Source organism: Streptomyces sp. NPDC059455, assembly GCF_042750115.1.
In the GTDB taxonomy this organism is placed as follows: Bacteria; Actinomycetota; Actinomycetes; order Streptomycetales; family Streptomycetaceae; genus Streptomyces; species Streptomyces endocoffeicus.
On sequence record NZ_JBHYVB010000063.1, the window covers coordinates 1 to 19,584 of the forward strand.

Sequence of the window (19,584 nt, forward strand, 5' to 3'; positions counted from 1 at the left end):
CTCGTCGGCGACGCCGCCGACGGCGGCAGCCAGGACGCCCTGCGCGCCCGCGCCCGCGCCTTCCGCACCGCCGTCCGGGAGGCCACCCGGTGACCGAGGACCCGCGTCCCACCCGCCCCGACCGCCTCGGCCTGGGCGAGGGCATCCGCTGGACCGGCGACGCCCTCGTACTCGTCGACATCCTCGAGGGCCGCCTGCTGACGGCCCCCCAGGAGCCCACCGCGCCCCTGGAGACGCTGGCCGAGCTGCCCGTCCCGCTCGGCGCGGTGGCACCCGTGGCGGGCCGGCCCGGCACCTGGATCGCCGCCGCGGGCACCGGGATCTGCCTGCTCGGCCCCGGCTCCGCCACCACCTGGCTGGCGCGGCCCGAGGCGGATGCCCGCCCCGCCCGGCGCATGAACGACGGCACCGCCGACCCGTCCGGCAGGTTCTGGGCGGGCAGCATGGCCTACGACGCCGACGAGGACGCGGGCTCGCTGTACCGGGTGGACCACGACGGCACGGTGGTGCGGGTGCTGGCGGACATCACCATTCCGAACGGGCCCGCGTTCACCGCCGACGGACGCACCATGTATCTGGCCGACAGCGCCCGCGGTGTCGTCCGCCGTTACCCGATCGACCCGGCGACGGGCACGCTCGGCCCGCCGACGACGTATCTCACGGTCGACGACGGCAGCCCGGACGGGATGGCCGTGGACGACGAGGGCGCGGTGTGGACGGCGGTCTGGGGGACGGGGACGGTACGCCGTCATCTGCCGGACGGCACGTTGGAACGCACCGTGCGGCTGCCCGCGAGCCAGCCCGCCGGGGTGTGTCTCCAGGGCGACGTCCTGCACATCACGACGGCCACGGTGGGCCTCGCGGCACCGGGCCCGTACGACGGCGCCCTGTTCTCGGTCCGGGTGGGAGTGCCGGGACCACCGGCGTGCGAGTACCGCCCGGCGGCCGGGACGATCGGGGGCCCGGTGTGAGCGCGTCGCGTGCCGCGGGCGATACGGGAGCGCGTGCGGCCGCGCCGGACGCGGTGGCCGGTGGCGACACGACGACGCGCGCCGCCACGTCACCGCCGGGCGATGGGACGGCACGTCCGACCGCGCCGGGTGCGGCGGCCGGTGGGGATGGAGCGGCACATGCGGCCACGTCACGGCGTGGCGATGGAGAGACACGTGCGGCCACGTCACGGCCGGTGGACGGCCGTGACCCGGTCGGTGGCCCGCCGGGCGTCGGCGGCGATGCATCGCGGGCCGCCGCGTCCTGGCCTCCCGCCGGCGGCACCGTGGTCTGCGTCGGCGAGACGATGGCCGCGCTCGCCCCCGAACCGCCCGCGTCCCTGGACACCGGTGAGAGCCTGCGGCTCTCCGTGGCGGGCGCGGAGTCCAATGTGGCGATGTACCTCGCGGACCTGGGCGTTTCCGCCGTATGGCTCTCGGCCCTCGGCGACGACCCGTTCGGCCGACGGGTGCGCGCCGCCGTCGCCTCGGCGAACGTCGACGTCTCGGGCGTACGGTCTGACCCGCACCGGCCGACGGGCCTGCTGGTGAAGGACCGGGCCCCACGGGCACCCGCGTCCACTACTACCGGCGCGGTTCCGCGACCTCGGCGCTGGGCCCCGAACTCCTGGACGATCCGCGGCTCGGGTCGGCGGCGCTCGTGCACCTCACGGGCGTGACCCCCGCGCTCTCCCCGTCCTGCGGCGCCCTGGTGGAGCGGGCGCTCGCGACCCCTCCGGCCGACCGCGCCCACGCCATCAGCTTCGACGTCAACCACCGCCCCGCGCTGTGGCCGGACGACACGGCCGCCACGGTCCTGCGCGACTTGGCCGACCGCGCCGACATCGTCTTCGTCGGCCTCGACGAGGCGCAGCACCTGTGGGGCGCGGACCTCGACCCGGGCGGCGTACGCGAACTGCTGCCGCGTCCGCGCCTGCTCGTCGTCAAGGACGGTGGGCGGGAGGCGACCGCCTTCGGCGACGGGCCGGAGGTCACCGTGCCGGTTCCGCGTACGGAGGTGGTGGAGCCGGTCGGCGCGGGGGACGCCTTCGCCGCCGGTTTCCTGGCGGGGCTGCTCCGCGGCGGGGCCCTGACCTCGGCACTGCGGCTCGGCCACATCACGGCCGCGTCCGCGCTCAGGGTGACCGGGGATCACGGCCCGCTGCCGGACGCCACCACGGTCGAGCGGCTGCTCGGGCTCACCGAACGGGCCTGGGCGGCGCGCGCCTGAAGCCCGCACCGGAGTCGTCGCTGAAGCCGTCACCGAAGCCACCGGTGGAGCCGCCGCCGAAGCCGTCACGCGCCGCGCGTGGAGCCTCCCGCCGGACAACCGATGCCACCCATTTGCCTCGTATGGCGTGAATGCGCCTTTCGGTCCCTAGGTCCCGCCAAGAGTGGCCCACAGCCCCTTCCGGAACTATCGTCCGCTTCATACCGTCAAGGGCTGCGGTACTCCACCTCACGCCGACCGACTGGACGCCTTCCGTGCCCGATCCCGCCCACGCCGCCACCTGGCGCTTCGCCCTGCCGCACACGACGGCCGCCGTACCGCTGGCGCGTGCGCTGATCCGGAACACCCTGGCCGACATCGGGGCGCCCGTGGACGGCGACACGGCGGAGCTGCTGACGGCCGAGCTGGTGGCCAACGCGGTGCGGCACACGACCGGCGACGAGCCGATAGAGCTGGTGGTGGAGCTGGTGCCGACCGGGGGCTGGCAGGTCGAGGTGCACGACCAGGATCCGAATCCGCCCGGCGGGCTGGACTCGCTGGGGCGCCCCGAGGAGCCCAGGAGACCCGATGGCCTCGCCGAGGGCGGACGCGGTCTGCTGCTGATCCGGACCCTCAGCGCCGACGCGGGCTACCGGCCGACTCCCTACGGCAAGGCCGTCTGGTTCGTCCTCCCGCCCACGGAGGGCTGAGGGCCGCCCGTCGACGGCCGAGGGCCGCCCGTCGAGCGCTACCGGGCGCCGAGCGTCGCGACCAGCACCGCCTTGATCGTGTGCATCCGGTTCTCCGCCTCGTCGAAGACGACGGAGTGCTCGGACTCGAAGACCTCGTCGGTGACCTCGAGCTCGGTCAGCCCGTGCCGCTCGTGGATCTCCCGGCCGACGTCGGTGCCCAGGTCGTGGAAGGCCGGCAGGCAGTGCAGGAACTTCACCGCGTCGTTGCCCGTGGCGCGCAGCACGTCCATCGTCACCGCGTACGGCCCGAGCAGCGCTATGCGCTCGTCCCAGACCTCCTTGGGCTCGCCCATGGACACCCACACATCGGTGGCGACGAAGTCCGCGCCGCGCACACCCTCCTCGACGCTCTCGGTGAGCGAGATCCGGGCGCCGGAGACGGTGGCGAGCTGCCGCGCCAGCTCCACGATGGTGTTGTCGGGCCACAGCAGGCTGGGCGCCACGATGCGGACATCCATGCCCAGCAGGGCGCCGGTGACGAGGTAGGAGTTGCCCATGTTGTAGCGGGCGTCGCCGAGGTAGGCGTAGGCGACCTGATCCAGCGGCTTGTCGCTGTGCTCGGTCATGGTCAGCACATCGGCGAGCATCTGGGTGGGGTGCCACTCGTCGGTGAGGCCGTTGTAGACGGGCACCCCGGCGTGGGCGGCGAGCTCCTCGACGACGCCCTGGCCATGACCCCGGTACTCGATCCCGTCGTACATCCGGCCGAGCACCCGCGCGGTGTCCCGCACCGACTCCTTGTGGCCGATCTGGGAGCCGACCGGATCGAGATAGGTCGTCGAGGCGCCCTGGTCGGCGGCCGCGACCTCGAAGGCACAGCGGGTGCGGGTGGAGGTCTTCTCGAAGATCAGGGCGATGTTCCGGCCCCGCAGCCGTCGCTCCTCGGTCCCCGCGCGCTTGGCCGCCTTCAGCTCGGCGGCCAGATCGATCAGGCGGCGGAACTCGTCGGCGGTGAAGTCCAGCTCCTTGAGGAAGTGGCGGCCGGTGAGGTCAATCGCCATAAGGGTGGCTCCTAGGTCACGGCGAACACGTGGCGGATCAGCGGCTACGGCGGGGTGCCGCGGCCCGGAACCATGGAAGCATATACGATGCTCTGCATATATACGGAGACGGGTGGGTGAATCCTGACCCTACGGCTCGAAGGTGAACTCTGGCCCTACGGCTCGAGGGCGGAACTTCGGCCCTACGGCTCCACCGGATCCCGCTCGACCGGACAGCTCATGCACCGAGGCCCGCCCCGGCCCCGGCCCAGCTCGCTGCCCGGGATGTCGATGACCTCGATCCCGCACTTGCGCAGGAAGGTGTTGGTCGTCGCGTTCCGCTCGTAGGCGACCACCACGCCCGGCTCGACCGCGAGCACATTGCAGCCGTCGTCCCACTGCTCGCGCTCGGCCGCGTGGACGTCCTGGGTCGCGGTGAGCACGCGGATGGAGTCCAGGCCGAGGGCCGCGGCTATCGCGCGGTGCATATGCTCCGGCGGATGGTCGGTGACCTTGAGTTCCCGGCTGCCCGCGCCCGGCTCGATGGTGTACGAGCGGAGCATCCCCAACCCCGCGTACTGGGTGAAGGTGTCCCCGTCCACCATGGTCATCACGGTGTCCAGATGCATGAACGCCCGCCCCTTGGGCATGTCGAGCGCCACGATCGTCCGGGCCGAACCGGCCTCGAAGAGCCGGTGGGCGATCATCTCCACCGCCTGCGGGGTGGTCCGCTCACTCATCCCGATCAGCACCGCGCCCTTGCCGAGCACCAGCACATCGCCGCCCTCGATGGTGGAGGGGTACGCGGCCTGGCCCTCCGACCAGACGTGGAAGTCCTCCTTCGCGAAGAGCGGGTGATGGCGGTAGACGGCCTCGTAGTGCACCGTCTCGTGCCAGCGGGCGGGCCAGCGCATCGCGTTGATCGACACCCCGTCGTACACCCACGCCGAGGCGTCCCGGGTGAAGAGGTGGTTCGGCAGCGGATTGACCAGGAAGTCATCGGGTTCCATGGCGTGGAAGCGGACGGAGATCGGCTCCGGGTACCGCTCCAGATACTCCCGCTTGGTCATCCCGCCGATCAGCGCCTCGGTCAGCTCCGGAGCGGTCAGCTCGTCGAAGGCGGCGCGCAGATGATCGGTGGCCAGCGGCCCGTACTCCTTCTCGTCGAAGACCCGGTCCAGCACCAGCGCCCGCGCGTCCGGCAGGGTCAGGCTCTCGGCGAGCAGATCCCCGAAGAGATGCACCTCGACCCCGCGGTCCCGCAGCACATCGGCGAAGCCGTCGTGCTCCTGGCGGGCACGGCGCACCCACAGGACGTCGTCGAAGAGCAGGGCGTCCTTGTTGGTGGGCGTGAGCCGCTTGAGCTCCAGGTCGGGGCGGTGCAGTATGACGCGGCGCAGCCGCCCGGCCTCGGAGTCGACATGGAATCCCATGACCCCATCTTCGCCGCTCGCGGCCCGTTGTGAACGCTCCACGACACGGATCTCTCGATCTCTCACACGGACCGCCTTTCGGCGGAGTGGCGGGGAAACGCGCTCGCCGCGCGGGAAACGCCACCGCGGTCCGCCACGAGCGGTGAGCGGGCACCGGTCGGTCCCCGTTGGTCCCGCGAAAGCTGCCCATCGGCCAACCCGGCGGGGGTGAGGCCCGTGTCGGCCCCGGCGGGAGTGGGGCCCGGGTCGGCCCCGGCGGGGGGCGGAGCCCGGGTCGATCCCGGCGGGGGGCAGGACCCGGGTCGGCCCCCGGCGAGGGGCAGGACCCGGGTCGATCCCGGCGAGGGGCAGGACCCCGGCCGATCCCGGCGAGAGGCAGGACCCCGGCCGATCCCGGCGAGGGGCAGGACCCCGGCCGGCCCCCGCGAGGGGCAGGACCCCGGCCGATCCCGGCGAGAGGCAGGACCCAGGTCGATCCCGGCGAGGGCGGAGCCCGGGTCGGCCCCGGCAGGGGCGGAGGCCGGGGCCGGGACCGCGCCGGGCGGCTGAGCGGCCTCACTGGAGTCCGGTGCGGTTCGGTTGCGGCCCGGAGGGGCGCGGGGCTGTGTCGAGGTGCGGCTCCGCCGCGGCTGTGTCGATATGCGGCTCCGCCGCGTGGGACCAGCCACGACGCGGCCGCGGATGAACGACCGCACCTCGCGCCACTTCCCGCGGAGCGCTCAGCCCGCCGCGAGCACCACGATCAGCACCAGCGCCACCGCGATGAACCCCAGCAGGGCGGAGACCCACAGCTGGCCGGGCTTCAGATCGATGCGGCTGCCGTCCTCGGCGCCGCCGCGCCGCCAACGCTGCCGTGTCGCGCGCCGGGCGGCGCGGACCGCCGCCTCCTGGTGTTCCCGGGACTCCTCGGCCACGCCGCCGAGCAGCGCCTTCCAGCCCTTCTCGCCGAACCCCGTGCTCTGCCGGGTGCCGACGATCCGGCGCACCACCTCGCGGCCCGCGCCGTCCCCGGCCGTCCACAGGCCGGGCAGGACGCAGGCCATCAGCTCCGGCACCGCGCCGCGCCGCGCGTACGGGCGGACCAGCCCCTCGTACAGCATCAGCGCGTTGCGCACCCGCAGCCTGCGGTCGGGGTCCGGGGCCGGTGCGCCCGCGCCGCCCGGGGCGCGGTGCGGCGGGGCGAGGTAGAGCTGGGCGAGCAGCACCTTCTCGCAGACCGCGTCCGCCAGCTCCGGGCCGCGCTCGGGTGCGCGGCGCACCAGCTCGACCACGACGCGGGTGGCCCGCTCGGCGGGCAGTCCCTCGTCGAGCGCGCTCAGCAGCAGGCCGTCGTCGGCCTCCCGCAGCGCCGCGGGCAGGGCGTCCCCGCCGTGGCGCAGCGCCTCGCGCAGCATCCGCGCCCCGGTGACCGAGATCCGGCGCGCCCCCGCGCTCGCCGGCCCCTCGTGGGCGTGGTCGTGGGTGCTCCCGTGAGTGGTCTCGTGGGTGGTCTCCTGGGTGGTCTCCTGCTCCTGGGTGGTCTCCGTACCTGTCGGGTCCTCTGTCTCTTTCACCATCGACGTTCTCCTCACAGTGCCTCCAGCACCTCCCGTATCCGCGTGGCCGCCCCGGCGTCGAGCGGCTCGTCGCCGTCCTGCGCCAGCCGGGGCAGGAAGTCGCACAACACGGCCAGCTGCCGTTCGTCCCCCGCCGCCCGCCGGATCCAGCCGACCAGCGCGTCCTCGGCCGCCCCGGCCGATCTGGCCCAGGTCAGCGCGGCCCGCAGCAGTTCGGCCAGCCGTGACCCGCACTCCGGATGGGCCGCGAGCAGCGCCGTGGCGAGCGGCCAGGCGGCGTACGGCTCCAGCTCGGGCACCTCGCCCAGCCCCCACAGATGCGAGGTGCGGGTGGTGACCGCGCGCAGCGTCGCGAGCAGCGCCAGGTCCCGGCGGGCCCGCCGGGTGTCGCGCAGCCAGTGGGTGAGCGCGGCCAGTACGGTCTCCGGCTCGGCCCCGGCCAGCAGCCGCACCACGCTGTGGGAGGTGGTGCGGCCGTCGTCGGCGCGGGCGAGCCGGCCGAGTTCCTCGAGGGACGCCGCGACCGAGCCCGCCGCCAGGCCGTAGCCGTGGGCGAGCGCGGCGGTCTCGCGCTCCCGTTCGTCGTCACCGCGCGCCCATGCGTGCAGCAGCCCGTTCACGGCGGGGCGCACCTCCGGGGCGCGGGACGCCTCGGCGAGCGCGGTGGCCGCCGCCATCCGCTGCACCGGGCTGTCGGTGCGGGCCAGCGGCAGCGCCAGCTCGACCAGGCCGTAGAGGTAGTCGCGGGCGCACAGCACGCCCGCGGCGACCGCCGCGCGCACCCACACCTGGGGGCGCGGGTCGTCGCAGAGCGCGCGCAGCCAACGGGCCATCGGGCCGCGGAGGTTGTGGTGGGCGTCCCAGGCCTCGTGGAGCACGGCGGGCGCCAGCCGCCGCCCCTCGAACCACACCGCGCGCACGGGCACCGAGGCGTCCCCGAGGTCCTCCACCCCCTCGCCGTGGACCGCGCGCGCCGTGGCGAGCCAGGCCCCGGGGCGGGCGGAGAACAGCGGGCGGCCGGGCGCGTACTGCGGATCGAGCGTGACGGCCAGTTCCCAGGCCAGCAGCTCGGCGGCCTCCGCCATGACGCTGTGGGCCGAGCCGTCGAAGACGGCGAGCGCGATCCGCAGCGCGGCGGCGCGCAGCGCGGGCAGCCCGGCGGGCAGGGTGCCGGGGTGCCCGGCCTCCAGGAACCAGTCCCGGGCCTGGTGCGGGGCGAACGACCGGCAGTGCTCCAGCAGCCGCTCGTCGGACAGCCGGCCCTCGGCGTGCGCGGCCAGCTGCCCGGCCAGCCGGGCGGCCTCGCCGGGCCGTGGCTCGTCCAGACCGAGCGCCTCGGCCACCTCGGGGCGCCGGGCGGTGGCCCGCGCCGTCTCCAGCAGTCCGGTGGGGCGGTCGGCGAGCAGCTCGGTGAGGTGGCGGTCGAGGACGTCGGCGGCGGCCGGGGGCCGGTACGCCACGGCGTGGCGGCGGCCGCGCAGCAGCCGGTCGGCGGCCGGGCCGCCCGCGACCAGCACCACGCAGAACGCCTCGTGCTCGGCGAAGTGGGCGCGCAGCCGGTCCAGCAGGGGTTCGGCCGTCACATCGGCCTGGTCGGCGGGGAGTTCGAGGAGATAGCCATGGCCGCGCTCGGTCTTCTCCACGCCGGACGCCCCGTCCGGGCCGGCGTATCCGAGCCGGGAGACCCCGCCGCCGGTCAGCTCGGCCAGTTCGGCGAGGAGGGCGAGCCCGGTCCAGGCGCGGCCGGTGCCGGGTTCGCCGCACAGCGCCACCAGGTGGGTGCGGCGCAGATGGTCGCGCATCGCGGCATGGCCGGGGACGGCCCGGTGGAGCCGGCGCAGCCGGGCCAGCTCCTCGCGCGGCACCGGCCCTTCGGGCAGCGGGTACGGCGCCGGGTCGGCGCACAGCCGGGCCGGGCCGTAGGCGATATGCAGATGGGCGCGGGCCTCGCGCGCCGTACGGGCGCCGCCCGGCTGGCCCGCCCCGTCCAGGGGGCCGCCCTGGGGGATCTCCAGCCGGCGTCCCCGAGACTGTGCCGGGGCGTTCACCTCTTCCGGTGCGCTGACGTCTTCCGGTGCGCTCATCGCCCGCCGTCCTTCATGCCGTGGCCCCCGTCCCGCGATGTGGTGGTGACGGGGTGCCGGTGATTGCCGGAAGCGGGCGGCGGGGCTCGTCCCCCTGCCCACCCCGCCGCCCTTCTCCGGTGCGGGGCGCTCGGGCCTTGTCCGGCAGACCATCACCGGACAGCGGCCGGGCCGTGCGCACCCCCGTCGCTCACGGTCCCGCGCCCTGTGCCAACTCCAGGGTCGCCGGGGAACGGCGGGACGGCTGTAGCCGTTTACACAGTCGCGTCAAAACGCCGGGGAGTGCGCGCCCGCGCTCAGTCGCGGGGGCGCGCCGGGATCTGCTCCCCCGTCGCCCGGCCCTCGGCCAGCAGCCGCAGCAGTCCGATGTCCATCACCTCGAAGCGGCGCGAGGCGGTCCGGACCACACCCTGGCCGCGCAGCAGCCGCAGCGCCTTGGCGACCGCCTCCCGGGTGGAGCCCACGGCGGCCGCGATGTCGTGCTGGGGCATCTGGAGATCGATGGTGATGGTGCCGTCGGCGCCGGAGTGGCCGGTGCGCTCGGCGAGTTCCACGAGCCGGGCCGCCAGCCGCTGCAGCACCTTCTCGGAGGCGAGTGACCGCCGCTCCCCGTCGGAGCTGCGCAGCCGGGAGCTGAACTGACGCATGATCAGTACGGTCGCGACGGGACGCGCGGCCAGATACGCCCGGAACCGGTCGCCGGAGACCACTACCGCCTCCATCCGGCCGAGCGCGGTGACGGTGGCGCTGCGCGAGCCGTGGTCCACCGCGGCCTGGTCGCCGACGACCTCGCCCGCCCCGCGCAGCGCCAGGATCAGCCGCACCCCGCGCTCGGTCTCCACCGAGACGGTGGCCCAGCCGGAGGTGATCGCCACGACGAAGGTCGTACGGTCGTGCTCGCGCAGCACGACCTCGCCGGGGGCGTAGGCGCGGGGGGTGCCGAGGGCGAGCAGCGCGCGGCGGTCCTCGGCGGGGAGCGCGTGCAGGAAGGGCCGTCCGTCCTCGAAGAGGCTCATCCGCCCTCCCCGCTCAGCTCGTCGTCGTCATTGCCTGCGGAGAACCCAGGGGCCGCTCAGCACGCTAGGCAGGTGGCACGGGCACGTCAATGGTGCCGTATCGGGTCCGTGCCGGATCCACGGCTCTCACCGGGGTCGGTGGGCTTCTCCCCGGGATCGGTGCGAACGCGTGTGCGCAAGGCGGCGCCCGCGACGGCCGCGAGTGCGGCGGTCACCGCCGTGAAGACCCACCCGGCGCGCAGCGCGTCAAGACCCGGCCGCGCGGCGCCGCCGCTGATCACGACCAGCGCCGCGACACCCAGGGCCGAGCCGCCCTGCCGGGACATCATCAGCACCCCCGAGCCGAGGGAGAGCTGACGGGCCGGAAGCAGTCCGGCGGCCGCGAACATCACCGGCTGGTAGAGCCCCGCGCCGAGCCCGGTGAGCACCAGGCCGGGCATGAACTCCACGGCGTAGTGCGCACCGTCGCCGCCCGCGAGGAGCAGCCACCACATCGGCCCCGCGGCGAAGCACAGCCCGCCGACGATCGCCGTGGTCCGCTCCCCCAGCGCCCGTACGATCCGCCCCGACAGCATCGACACCACCAGGACGGTGAGCGGCCAGGGCGTGACGGCGAGGCCCGCATCGGCCGAGGACCAGCCCCACACCCCGGTGAACAGCAGGGTCGCGGCGAGGATCGAGGCGGCGTAGGCGAGGAAGTAGCTGAGCAGACCGAGCGTGGCGGCGGTGAAGGCACGGGTCCGGAACAGCGCCGGGTCCACCACCGGATCCGGGTGGCGGTGTACGTGCGCCACGGCCAGCGCGCCCAGGGCCAGGCCCGCGGCGAGGAAGCCGAGGGTGGCCGGGGCGCCGTAGCCCCAGTCGGCGGCCTCGACGCAGGCGGTGGTGAGGGATCCGGTGCCGAGGAGGACGAGCAGCGTGCCCAGCGGATCGAGGCGGCGGCGCGCACCGCGAACGGGCCCGGTGCGCGGCAGCAGCCGCAGCCCGGCCGCCCAGGCCACCAGCACCACGGGCGGGTTGATGAGGAAGATCCAGCGCCAGTCGGAGGCGGCCAGCAGACCGCCCGCCACCGGCCCCGAACTCGCCGCGACCGCGCTCACCGCCGTCCAGACGCCGACCGCCGTGGCCCGTTCGCGCGGCGGGAAGGCGGGCAGGGCGAGCGAGAGGGAGGTGGGCACCAGGACGGCCGCCGCCACGCCCTGCACCACGCGCGCCGCGATCAGCGAGCCGAGCCCGGGGGCGGCCCCGCAGGCGAGGGAGGCGAGCCCGAACAGCGCGATGCCGGTCAGGAACGAGCGCCGCCCGCCGATCGCGTCGGCCAGCCGCCCGGCCGGGACCAGCAGCGCCGCGAGCACGATGGTGTAGGCGTTGAGCACCCAGGACAGCTCGGCGGTGGACGCCGAACGGAAGTCCGCGCCGATCGCGGGGAAGGCGATATTGACCGCGATCATGTCGAGCACGGCGAGGAACTGGGCCGCCGACGCGACGGCGAGGATCAGCCAGCGGCGGCGGCCGGGGGCCGTGCCGGGTGCGTCGGGGGTGGTGGCCGCGTCGGGGGCGGTGGCGGGCACACCGCTCCCCTGGGCCTTCGAGGAAGGGGTCGTCATGCCCGTCCAGCATCGGCCCCGGGGCCTGGCGGAACGAGTGGCAGGAGTGACATCATGCGCTACATTCCTGCCATGCGGTCCATAGCCCTCGCCGTCACCCCGGGCATGCCGATCTTCGATCTGGCGGTGCCCTGCCATGTCTTCGGCTCCGATCGCCCCGGCCTCCCCGACCCCTGGTACGAGCTGCGGGTCTGTGCGATCGGGCCGGGCGGTGAGGGGGGCGGTGCACCGGTCGCCGCCCGCTCGTGGTTCGCCGCCCACACCCCGTACGGCACCGAGGAGCTGATCGCGGCGGACACCGTGATCGTCCCGGCCTCGGCCGATGTGCGCGGCGATCCGCCCCAGGAGCTGATCGACGCGCTGCGCGAGGCCCATGGGCGCGGTGCCCGCATCGTGTCGCTGTGCTCGGGCGCGTTCACCCTCGCCGCGACCGGACTGCTCGACGGCCGTACGGCGGCCACCCACTGGATGTACGCGGCGCTGTTCGCCGAGCGCTATCCGGCCGTACGGCTCGATCCGTCCGTGCTCTACGTCGACCACGGGGATGTGCTGACGGGGGCGGGGTCCACGGCGTGCATCGACGTCTGTCTGCATCTGGTGCGCGAGGACTACGGCACCGAGGCGGCGAACACCCTGGCCCGGCAGCTCGTCGCGCCCGCCCACCGGCCGGGCGGCCAGGCCCAGTACATCGAGGCGCCGCTGCCGGAGCGCACCGACGACTCGCTCGCCCCGCTGCTGCACTGGGCCGCCGAGCGGCTGCACGAGCCGCTGACCGTGGCCGACCTCGCCCGCCGCGCCCACACCAGCCCCCGCACTCTGGCCCGCCGTTTCCACGCCGCCACGGGCACGACGCCGCTGCGCTGGCTCCAGGGCCAGCGGCTCGCGCGCGCCCGGGAGCTGCTGGAGGGCGGCGACCTGCCGGTGGACCGGATCGCGGAGCTGTGCGGGCTGGGCACGGCGGCCAACCTGCGCCGCCACTTCACCCGATCGGTCGGGGTGCCCCCACACGACTACCGCCGCGCCTTCCGCACCCGGGAGGAGCGGACGCCCTCGGCCGTCTGAGCCCGGTGGCCTAGGCCCAGGCCCCGAGGTGTCCGGCGGATCTTCCCCCTTCTCGCCCCCGATCGTGATCAGTCGGGGACGGGGCTGGATGGTGACGCTCTCACCGCGCGGTGCGCGGCACTCCTGTGAAGGGGCAGACCGGGGCGGGAGCCTCAAGCGCGTCCGCTCAGCGTGGGCACGTCTGCCCATCGAGCTCGGGGGTTGTCCGGTCGGGAGCGCCACCTATCCCGCGCGGCCGGAGGCTACGGGGGAGCGTCCCCGGCCGTGCGGGCGTCATCAGCCGGTCAGCCGGTGTCCTGGCCGGCCCCGATGAGGTAGCCGCCGAGTGCGGCGGCCACGATGAACGTGGTCAGGACCAGCGGCCCGGCGAATCGCCCCAGCCACCCCACGGTGCGACGCCAGCAGGTGCCCCAGCGTCCGGGGGCGCGGTGGGTGGCGGGCGCCTGGCTGGCGCTGCGGGCCAAGGGCAATGTGGCCGTGGCGTGTCCGTCCTGGGACCGTATGGGGTCCACGCGCCAGTGACGCTCAACCGTCACAAGGAACTGACCATGAGCCAGCCCTCGTTGCTGGGCGTGGAGGATGGCCCAGCGCGCGGCGGGACCGGGATCACTGTCCACCCGCCCCGACGTGGCGGGGCACGTCATGCACTCGGCCAGATAGATCCCATCCGGCGCTCCCTGCGCGCGTTCGGAGCTGAGCACCAGGTCCGAGCCTTTCAGGATGGTTCGCGTCACTGCCACGCTCCCGGCACGAACCGGCAAGGGCGGGTGACGATCTCCCGATAGGTGAAGTGTTCCGGATTCGCTTTTAAGTGGCCGATCGCCCACGCGTGCGCGGCGGCCTGGTCGTTGATGGGCTCCCCGGTCTGCTCGCACACCGCACACTGCATGGCAAACGTGAGCGGTTCGGCATCAGGCTCGGTGTCGGGGATGAGCTGGAACTCACGGAACCGGTAGCTGACCCGGGTCATGTCCGCCCTCTTCCAGCGGGAGCGGCCCTGTTGCTGTGGTCGAGGTGTCGCCTCAGTAAGACGGCACAGTCGGTGACCTTGCTCAGGCCTCCGGCCTCGCGCGCCGCCTCCTTCTGGCACTCCAGGCGGGCGCACTCCGCACAGTCCGCGCTCATGACACCCCTGCCGCACGTCGCGCCTCTTCCAGCCGTCGCGCTATGTCGCACGACTGGTCCGGCGTGCACGTCTGGCACTCGGCCCGGTGCATGAGGTACGCCGCTTGAAGCTGTTCAAGGTCAGCGGTGCGGGGGTGCTCGGAGACTTCGCGCTCAGGCACGGCTCACCTCTGCCGGGCGAAGGTCTTCCGGGCGTGCCTGCCATTCCTTGCCCCCGTGCTGGGGCCTGAGCATGAAGCATGGTCCGCCCCGGCCTGTGTAAACCCCCAGGCGGTCGGTGGCCCTATCTCTCACCAGCGTCCCCACGTTCGGGTGACCGTGGCTACTCTTGCGCACGGCTGCCTGTCCTCTCTCTCAGGCGCGCGGGTGGCCCGCGCCCCGGACGTTCGCCCGTCGCGGGGGCACCCTGCTGGGCGCGCTGCGCGTGTCCCACGAGCTTCGAGGCAGCCGACCCCCGAGAGAACCGCGAACGGGGAACCCCACAAGCGATTTTGGGGAACCCCATTGCGAGGCACCTGGGACTACCCTGGGGAGATCACCTCCGTTCCTGCTAGGTGGGCAATGGACGAACGCGAGACGCAACGCGCTGGCTATCCGCTGACGATTCCTGACGCTTTGCTCGGGAGCCAGGCCATGCAGCGGGCGTGCGCCACCCGTGACTTCCGGGAGATCTTCCGCCTCGTCAACAGGCGAACGGGCTCTAGCCATGCAGCCATGGCCGCCGCCATCGGCAAGATGACGAGTTCCCGCGTGAGCGACATCATCCGGGGTGTCCGTGGTGTACGGGGCCAACAAGTGATCGAACGTATTTCCGACGGCTTCGGCATTCCCGGCGAAATGCTCGGTCTACCGAAACGGCCGTGGGAGAGTTTCCCAAATGATATTGACGGAGCCGTCAACACCGGCACTACTGTCGAGGCTGTGACTGGTTCCCATACCAAAGCGCGTACTCAGCACGTGCGGGAGACTCTCGGAAGCCTCGACCTATTGACGGTGGCTGAACTCCGGCAACAAGTGCAAACCCTGGACGCGCGCTATGTCACTGAGCCGTCTACGGCTCTAATCGCCGAAATCGGGCAGCATTTAGGGCAACTCGCGTACTGGCATACTCACACGACCGCGCATGCCGTTCGCCGAGACCTCTACGCCGCACAGGCGGAAGCCTCCACGCTAATGGGGCAATTGGTATGGGATGCCTCGGGTAGGACCGACCACGACACCCCTCGCGCTTACTTCGCTCAAGCTGCCGAGTCGGCACGCGAATTGCGCGACCCCGTTGCCGAGGGGCTGGCCTTACTACGCACTTCTTTTGTTGCCCTATATGGCGAGAAGAACCCGCGTGCCGGTCTAGAAATTGCAGAGCGCTCCGCCGACACGGTTGAGAATACCAGCCATGTTCTGGCGGGACTTGCTGTGCTACACGCGGCCGAGGCTTACGCGATGTTGCAGCAGCGCCGAGACTGCGAAAAATCATTGAGAAACGCCGAATGGCATTTCGGTCAAGTTAGCGCCAACGATGCTGGCGTGTCGATGTTCTCTCCTGGACAGTTCGGACGATTGACTGGGTCATGCTTCCTTTTCTTAAATGAAACCACTCGCGCGCAGACAGTCCTAGAGTGCACAGCTAAAGAGTTGCGGGAGGGGTCAAAATCTCATGCTATCGCTCTGGGGAATCTAACTCTTGCGTACATTCGACAACGGAAGGTAGACGAAGCTGCGGGTACACTCGGCAAAGCGATTGACGTTGTAGAACGCAACCGTGGTGGCGGCGGCCTGAACCTCATCTTTCAGGCAGGTCGTGAACTGCAACCCTGGCGAGCCGTACCGGTAGTGCATGAACTCAATGACCGGCTTCTGAATCTCATTGCATCCACATAAGCAGAAGGAGGCATCGATGAATAGGACGCAAGTTCAGCGTGCCAAACAAACCGTCCGCGAACGGGTCTGGACTCTACTGGAGCCCACGCATGGTGACGTGACGGGCCGCATCCCTTCCTTCATCGGTGCGGACCCTGCCGCTGCCCGCCTCGCTGAACATCTTGCGTGGCAGACTGCAAGCGTCATCAAGGCGGTTCCAGATAAAGCCCAATTGCCTGTACGGGCTCGGGCACTCCAGCAGGGTAAACGGATTTATATGGCATCGCCGAAGCTGGCGACCAAGAATCCGTTTTACCTCTTGGACCCGGAAAGACTGAGCATTCCGCCCGTTGAAGCCGCCGAACGGCGGACAGCGGCAATAGTCGCACAGCCGGTAGATGTGAATGAAATGCCGCTCATTGACATGATCGTATGCGGAAGTGTTGCCGTTAACTCCCAGGGCGTACGACTAGGGAAAGGTGCCGGCTACTCTGATATCGAAGTAGCCCTATTGCAAGAGGCTGGCCTAATCGGCCCGCACACGCTTATTGCGACTACGGTTCACCCCCTCCAAGTCGTGGAGGAAGTCCTACCCGAGTCCGAACACGACTTTCGAGTGGACCTTATCGTCACACCAGACCAAACTATCGAGTGTCCACCCCACCCACGTCCGCCCGGCATCTTCTGGGAACATCTTGCCCCCGAGTCCATCGCCGCAATTCCAGCGCTGGCAAAACGCCAGCCGAATGACCGGTGAGACAGTAAAGCCCCCACACCTGCCACGGTGGGCGGGAATGGGGGTATCGGCTCTCGGCGGGACAATATGAACGGGGAATCATGGATCAGGGGTTAGCCGCTGCGCTGGGCGCACTGGTGGGCGCTGTGGCGACTGGGGCAGGCTCCTACGTTACGGCCGGAGCTACAACGGCGGCACAAAAACGGCAGACCCGCCGTGATGCCTACTTGAGCTTCCTCCAAGCTGCCAAGCCGCTACATCATCGGTTCTCTAGGATGATTTCCGCCCTCTACGAGAGGCCAGGCAGTCTTTCGGAGGACCAGCTAAACGAACTCTTCACAGAAATCGACGAGTTGATGAGCGCCCTTGAAAAGACCGTTATACCAGTGATGATTGAAGGCCCCCGAGTATTCTCGACAAGTGCGCTTCCATCATCATCAAGGCGGAAGAGTTGCGGCCAATTATGAAAGAATGGCGGGTCCGCCCGAGTAGTGAACCGATAAGCGAGAGCGAGTGGCACGACGCCATAAAACTACATGAAGCAAATGAACGAACATGTGGGGGAATCCGTGGTCATGGCCCATAGGGGCCTCCGACCTTCCGCCCCGTGCCCCTGGAACCCGTACACGATCTGAACTGCTATACGGAAACGGTCGGCCGCACCGTGCGCACGTAACCTGCCTCACGGATCCGTGCCCGGAGACGAGCGGCAGCGTCTTAATCCGGGCGGTAACCGCGCGTTCTCTGGCCAGTCACCTACACACATGCGTAGGTGGTCACGATCTATGGACGGATCCGCCCGTGGTCTGCTCGGGTCACCCCGGGACACTGCACCGGGGGCAAGGCTCACGCGGCATGGCGGATTACCTCCGGACCGGCTGGATGGTGGGCATGTCCCGAACCAAAGATGATCAGCGCCCACCTTCGAACTTGGTTGCGGCGGGCTGCACTTGACCGTTTCACGCGTCCCCGGATGGCTTGTGGCATCTCTCGCCACTGCCATGGGTAGCGGACTCGCAGCACGGGGCACCCATCGCAAGCGCCGGGCTCTTGGTCGCCACGGGCAGCCATCTCGGGGCGCTCAGGTGCTGAGGCGCGGGGCGTGGCATGAGGGCTTACCTCCTACCGAGCAGCCCCTGCAAGAGTCTGATGCCGCTATTTGTGGTGTCCGCTTGGATTCGGCATCAGAGACTGAGTGCGGTCGTTTCAGCGCAACGTCGAAATGCACGTTTCTGCTGTTCAGGAGCCGTCTCCCCAAATCGGCCCGCGTGTTGGACGAGTGTGCGATGCCGATAATTCTGCGCGTGATGCGGACACTTCCCCGGAGCTAGTTGATCGTGGCCGGAGACGCGGTGCATCGTCAGGGCATGACACCAATGACTGCCCCTCGCCCCGCTGTCGAACTCCATTGTGGAGGGCTGCACTTGACTATCCAGCGCATCCCTAGGTGGCTCGTGGCGTCCCTTGCCACAGCCGTGGGCAGCGGACTCACCGTATGGCTCACCCACCGATAGACGCATGAGGAGAGGACGGTCCCTGACTGCCTCGGATTCACAGGCTTTGGTGTCCGGGTCCTTCCCCGCCCTCCCTCGTGGTTCTGGCTGGACTCGAACCAGCCTCCTCCCGCTCGAACGACGGGGGCGCTCTGCCACTGAGCCACAGAACCGAACCCCGCCGCAGAACGGGGGAGGGCAAGGGGTCTCAGACCGCCTGATCGACGTGGAAGGGTGCGCGGTACCCGCCCTCAATAGACCGGATGGCCCGGTCGAACCGCCACCACACCAGCGCGTCAAACGCCTCCGGACGCGCCAGCTACACACCGAGCTGCGGACGGACCGATCTTCGACGCACTCATGTCCAGATCCACGGACTGCCTCTACCTGCTGCGATACCTCCACTGTCGATCATTCCAGAACTACCCATCTGTGGCAGCGGGGAGGGGAGGGGAGCAGTCCGCCGCAGGCGTCACGATCCGTCGAACACCCCCAGACCGTCGCCGCTACAGCCGTGGGTCCACCGGCTCCGACTCCAGCGCGAGCACCGCGAAGACCGCCTCGTGGACGCGCCACAGGGGCTCGCCCTCCGCCAGTCGGTCCAGCGCCTCCAGGCCGAGCGCATACTCGCGCAGGGCGAGTGAGCGCTTGTGGCCCAGGTGGCGCTCCCGCAGCCGGGCCAGGTTCTCCGGGCGGGTGTACTCCGGGCCGTAGATGATGCGCAGATACTCGCGGCCCCGGCACTTCACGCCCGGCTGGACCAGTCGGCCGTCGCCCTTGCGGACGAAGCCCTGGAGCGGCTTGACCACCATGCCCTCGCCGCCCTCGGCCGTCAGGTCCAGCCACCACCGCACCCCTTCGGCGACCGATGTCTCATCCTCGGTGTCGATGATCAGCCGACGGGTGGGGGCCAGCAGCCGGGCGCCGTCGGCAGCCGGTTTCTCCGCCTCGATCATCCGGTCGATCAGGGCGAGCTGCTGGTCGTGCGGAAGCGCGGTGGCGAGGTTGCGGCCCTGGACGGCCAGGATCTGGAACGGCGCCATCCGGATGCCGTCCAGCCCGTCGACCGGCCAGCAGTAGCGCCGGTAGGCAGCGGTGAAGGCGGCCGCGTCCGACGCCCGGTCACGCTGCTTGCCGAGCAGCGCGGACACCTCGACACCGCGCGACTCCGCGCCCTCCAGCGCCGCGAGGACGCCGGGGAAGACGGCGCGCGAGGCGGCGCCCACCGCCGCGTACTGGTGGCGCAACAGCCCCTCGGCCTTGAGCGACCACGGCATCAACTCGGCGTCCAGCAGCAGCCAGTCGGTGTCCAGCTCCTGCCACAGCCCGGCGCGGTCGAGGCAGCCGCTCAGCCCGCGCAGCACGGTCTCCGTGAGCTGGGCGTCGTCGAAGAACGGCCGTCCGGTACGGGTGTGGATCGAGCCGGAGACGTCGTCCGGCGTGCCGAAGCGCTCCCGCGCGATGTCCGCGTCACGGCACACCAGCGCCACCGCACGCGAGCCCATGTGCTTCTCCTCGCAGATCACCTGGCGCACCCCGTCCGCGCGGTAGGCGGCGAACGCCTCCGCCGGGTGCTCCAGGAAGCCGCCGTCGGCGGCGCCCCCCCCGGTCCCCTCCGTGGTGGTGGGGGGCGGCGCCCGGGTGGGGGGGGGATAGCCTGTCAGTTATAAACAAATGACGCTGC

General features: G+C 71.4%; 13 protein-coding genes, 1 tRNA gene and 2 pseudogenes. 6 read left to right on the forward strand and 10 right to left on the reverse strand.

The genetic code is table 11. From position 1 onward, the window contains the following. Nucleotides 1-89: 89 nt before the first annotated feature. From ACFXB5_RS22885 to ACFXB5_RS22895, 3 genes and pseudogenes are all read left to right on the forward strand, one after another. Nucleotides 90-971, forward strand: coding sequence for an SMP-30/gluconolactonase/LRE family protein (locus tag ACFXB5_RS22885; protein WP_385210814.1), 882 nt, complete (start codon nucleotides 90-92; stop codon nucleotides 969-971). Between the two features lie 326 nt (nucleotides 972-1,297). Beyond that, nucleotides 1,298-2,220: pseudogene (locus tag ACFXB5_RS22890) on the forward strand (sugar kinase). Between the two features lie 254 nt (nucleotides 2,221-2,474). Further along, complete coding sequence (locus ACFXB5_RS22895) at nucleotides 2,475-2,909, forward strand: ATP-binding protein (protein ID WP_385210816.1); 435 nt, start codon at nucleotides 2,475-2,477, stop codon at nucleotides 2,907-2,909. Nucleotides 2,910-2,947: 38 nt separating this feature from the next. Here ACFXB5_RS22895 and argF read toward each other — a convergent pair whose 3' ends face one another. The 6 genes from argF to ACFXB5_RS22925 form a co-directional block, all read right to left on the reverse strand. Next, entirely contained in the window at nucleotides 2,948-3,952 is a 1,005-nt protein-coding gene (gene argF / locus ACFXB5_RS22900) for an ornithine carbamoyltransferase (RefSeq protein ID WP_385210819.1), read from the reverse strand. A 182-nt stretch (nucleotides 3,953-4,134) separates the two neighbouring features. Continuing rightward, nucleotides 4,135-5,364: an arginine deiminase gene (locus ACFXB5_RS22905; RefSeq protein ID WP_385210822.1), complete on the reverse strand. Its 1,230-nt coding sequence runs from the start codon at nucleotides 5,362-5,364 to the stop codon at nucleotides 4,135-4,137. A 719-nt stretch (nucleotides 5,365-6,083) separates the two neighbouring features. Further along, nucleotides 6,084-6,920, reverse strand: coding sequence for a hypothetical protein (locus ACFXB5_RS22910; RefSeq protein ID WP_385210824.1), 837 nt, complete (start codon nucleotides 6,918-6,920; stop codon nucleotides 6,084-6,086). 11 nt (nucleotides 6,921-6,931) lie between these two features. Next, nucleotides 6,932-9,004: a hypothetical protein gene (locus ACFXB5_RS22915; protein ID WP_385210827.1), complete on the reverse strand. Its 2,073-nt coding sequence runs from the start codon at nucleotides 9,002-9,004 to the stop codon at nucleotides 6,932-6,934. A 296-nt stretch (nucleotides 9,005-9,300) separates the two neighbouring features. Further along, entirely contained in the window at nucleotides 9,301-10,020 is a 720-nt protein-coding gene (locus ACFXB5_RS22920; RefSeq protein ID WP_182471449.1) for a Crp/Fnr family transcriptional regulator, read from the reverse strand. 86 nt (nucleotides 10,021-10,106) lie between these two features. Beyond that, nucleotides 10,107-11,627 carry an MFS transporter gene (locus ACFXB5_RS22925; RefSeq protein WP_385210830.1) on the reverse strand — a complete coding sequence of 507 codons (1,521 nt, stop codon included), beginning with the start codon at nucleotides 11,625-11,627 and terminating at the stop codon, nucleotides 10,107-10,109. 54 nt (nucleotides 11,628-11,681) lie between these two features. On the opposite strand from ACFXB5_RS22925, the gene ACFXB5_RS22930 reads away from it, so the two are divergent. After that, a complete protein-coding gene (locus tag ACFXB5_RS22930) occupies nucleotides 11,682-12,689 on the forward strand; it encodes a GlxA family transcriptional regulator (RefSeq protein ID WP_385210833.1) in 1,008 nt (335 codons plus the stop codon). A 284-nt stretch (nucleotides 12,690-12,973) separates the two neighbouring features. Here the strand turns inward: ACFXB5_RS22930 and ACFXB5_RS22935 are convergent, their stop codons facing one another. Beyond that, nucleotides 12,974-13,423 carry a hypothetical protein gene (locus ACFXB5_RS22935; protein WP_385210836.1) on the reverse strand — a complete coding sequence of 150 codons (450 nt, stop codon included), beginning with the start codon at nucleotides 13,421-13,423 and terminating at the stop codon, nucleotides 12,974-12,976. Continuing rightward, the gene (locus ACFXB5_RS22940; protein ID WP_385210838.1) at nucleotides 13,420-13,659 is read right to left on the reverse strand and encodes a hypothetical protein; all 240 of its coding nucleotides are present in this window, start codon (nucleotides 13,657-13,659) and stop codon (nucleotides 13,420-13,422) included. Before ACFXB5_RS22940 ends, ACFXB5_RS22935 begins: the two co-directional genes overlap by 4 nt. Nucleotides 13,660-14,375: 716 nt before the next feature. On the opposite strand from ACFXB5_RS22940, the gene ACFXB5_RS22945 reads away from it, so the two are divergent. Beyond that, nucleotides 14,376-15,692, forward strand: a complete 1,317-nt coding sequence (locus ACFXB5_RS22945; RefSeq protein ID WP_385210841.1) for a transcriptional regulator — start codon at nucleotides 14,376-14,378, stop codon at nucleotides 15,690-15,692. Nucleotides 15,693-15,708: 16 nt separating this feature from the next. After that, a complete protein-coding gene (locus ACFXB5_RS22950; protein ID WP_385210842.1) occupies nucleotides 15,709-16,428 on the forward strand; it encodes a 5-formyltetrahydrofolate cyclo-ligase in 720 nt (239 codons plus the stop codon). 1,571 nt (nucleotides 16,429-17,999) lie between these two features. On the opposite strand, the gene ACFXB5_RS22955 is transcribed toward ACFXB5_RS22950, so the two are convergent. Continuing rightward, nucleotides 18,000-18,073, reverse strand: a tRNA-Glu gene (locus ACFXB5_RS22955). Between the two features lie 333 nt (nucleotides 18,074-18,406). Then, nucleotides 18,407-19,495, reverse strand: a pseudogene (locus ACFXB5_RS22960) (polynucleotide kinase-phosphatase); the annotation flags it as partial. Between the last annotated feature and the right edge of the window lie 89 nt (nucleotides 19,496-19,584).